The 1,652-nt window shown below is 73.8% G+C and carries 2 protein-coding genes; both read right to left on the bottom strand.

Annotation, left to right across the window (positions count from 1 at the left end; translation table 11 throughout):
• The coding region (locus tag ACIQOV_RS40625; RefSeq protein WP_401056056.1) for a hypothetical protein at nt 1-641 on the bottom strand (641 nt) is incomplete at its 3' end.
• A gap of 549 nt (nt 642-1,190) precedes the next feature.
• Nucleotides 1,191-1,610 carry an ATP-binding protein gene (locus ACIQOV_RS40620; protein ID WP_401056055.1) on the bottom strand — a complete coding sequence of 140 codons (420 nt, stop codon included), beginning with the start codon at nt 1,608-1,610 and terminating at the stop codon, nt 1,191-1,193.
• Nucleotides 1,611-1,652 lie beyond the last annotated feature (42 nt).

Raw genomic sequence — 1,652 nt, 5'->3', positions numbered from 1 at the left:
GTCGTTCCCGCACTGCCCGGGGCCGGGGTGCCGCTCGCGCCGGCACCCGCACCACCGGTGGCACCACCGGTGGCACCGCCGGTCGGGGCGGTGGTCGGGGACGGCTTGCAGCCCTCCTGCTTGGCCATCGCCGCGCCGAGATCGCCGCGCTGGAGCTTGCTCTGCGCCTGGGTGGAGAGCGAGGCCAGCTGCTGCACCTGGTCGGCCACGCTGCGCAGCCCGTCGGCGAACTTGGCCTGGTCGGTGTTGGGCAGCGCGTCCAGCTTCTTCTGGACCTCGACGTAGCCGTCGGCCGCCTTCTTCAGCTCGTCGACGGTGTCCTTCTGGAGGGTCGCGCCGTCCTGCACCTTGGGCGCCCCGGCACCGTCGATGGCGGCGGCTATGTCCTGGTTGGTCTTGGCCAGCCGCCCGATGTCCGTGGAGAGCCGCTTCTGGAGGTCGGCGGGGACTTCGCCGGTCTTCACCTGGCCGGTGTCGGCGAGCGCGGCCTGCGCCTGGGAGATCGGGTCCTTGGCGGCGCCGCAGACGGTCGACGCCCAGGACTCCAGCTGCTTGCTGTTGTTGTCGTCGCCGCCACAGCCGACGGCACCGAACGCGAGCAGCACGCCGAGGGCGGGTACGGCCAGCAGTCGCTTGTTCACCGGGAGGAGCCTTTCGGTTTCGGTCGTCATCGGTCGTCGAACCTACACGGCCGGTGTCCGTTCCCCGATTTCCGGTTTCCCTCCCCCGCTGCCTGCCGCCCGCTGCCCGCTGCCCGCTGCCCGTGCCGATGCTCGATGTCGTGCGGGATCGCTGCCGAACGGGATCGCTGTCGAGCGGAACGACGGGCGAGGTCGGCCGCTGCTGCTGCGCCGGCAGGGGAGGGCGCGTCCTCGCACAGCCGGCCTACGGGCATGCCGACGCGGACCTCCGCCCCGTGGGTGCCCGCCGACGGCCGACCGGCAGCTCGGCCCGGAACGCTTCGGAGGTCGAGGCGGCTGCCGATGTCCCGGCGGCCTGCCCGGTCGTCCGGGTGACGGGATGCGAACCCACCCGGACGCCGTCCATCGCGACGAGGCCCGATCGACGAGTGGACCCGGTCGTCCGGGAGCAGCCGACCGCCGGGATAGCCACGCGTCGACGCCCTGCCCGGGAGCCGGGCTCCAGCCCTCGCGGGCGTGCGGAAGCGCGAAAGCGGCGCCGGCGGCGCCTCAGACCGCGACGGAGGGGACCGAGACCGGCCAGCTCATCCGGATCAGGCCACCGTCCGTGCCGTTGGTGACCTCCAGGTCCTCGACCAGGCCGGTGATCACGGCGAGGCCCAGGGTGTCCTCGTCCGGGTCGCCGCCCACGGCGGCGCCGGAGGCCGGGACGGCGGCGGCGCCGGCCTCGTCCTCGACCTCGATGAGGAAACGCTTCTCCTGATCGGTCAGCGCGACCCGGACCGTGCCGCCGATGCCGCCGCGCTGGTGCAGCCCGACTGCGCGGGAGCACGCCTCGCCGACCGCGAGCCGGACCTCGTCGAGCACCGACTCGTCGACCCCGGCCCGTCTGGCGACGGCCGCGGCGACCAGTCGGGCCGTCCGCACATGCTCGGGAAGCGCGCTGAATCGAAGTTCGACGGTTGCCATCTCTCCCCCTCGGGGTGCTCCGACCGGGGCCGGAGGTCCGGC

The sequence above is a fragment of the Kitasatospora sp. NPDC091257 genome, from assembly GCF_044757675.1.
Lineage (GTDB): Bacteria > Actinomycetota > Actinomycetes > Streptomycetales > Streptomycetaceae > Kitasatospora > Kitasatospora lactacystinica.
This window is presented reverse-complemented; position numbering and strand designations above follow the sequence as displayed.

What these genes read in the sequence shown, in the direction of transcription:
- ACIQOV_RS40620 (WP_401056055.1), bottom strand. Translation starts at nt 1,610, where the DNA reads ATGGCAACCGTCGAACTTCGATTCAGCGCGCTTCCCGAGCATGTGCGG.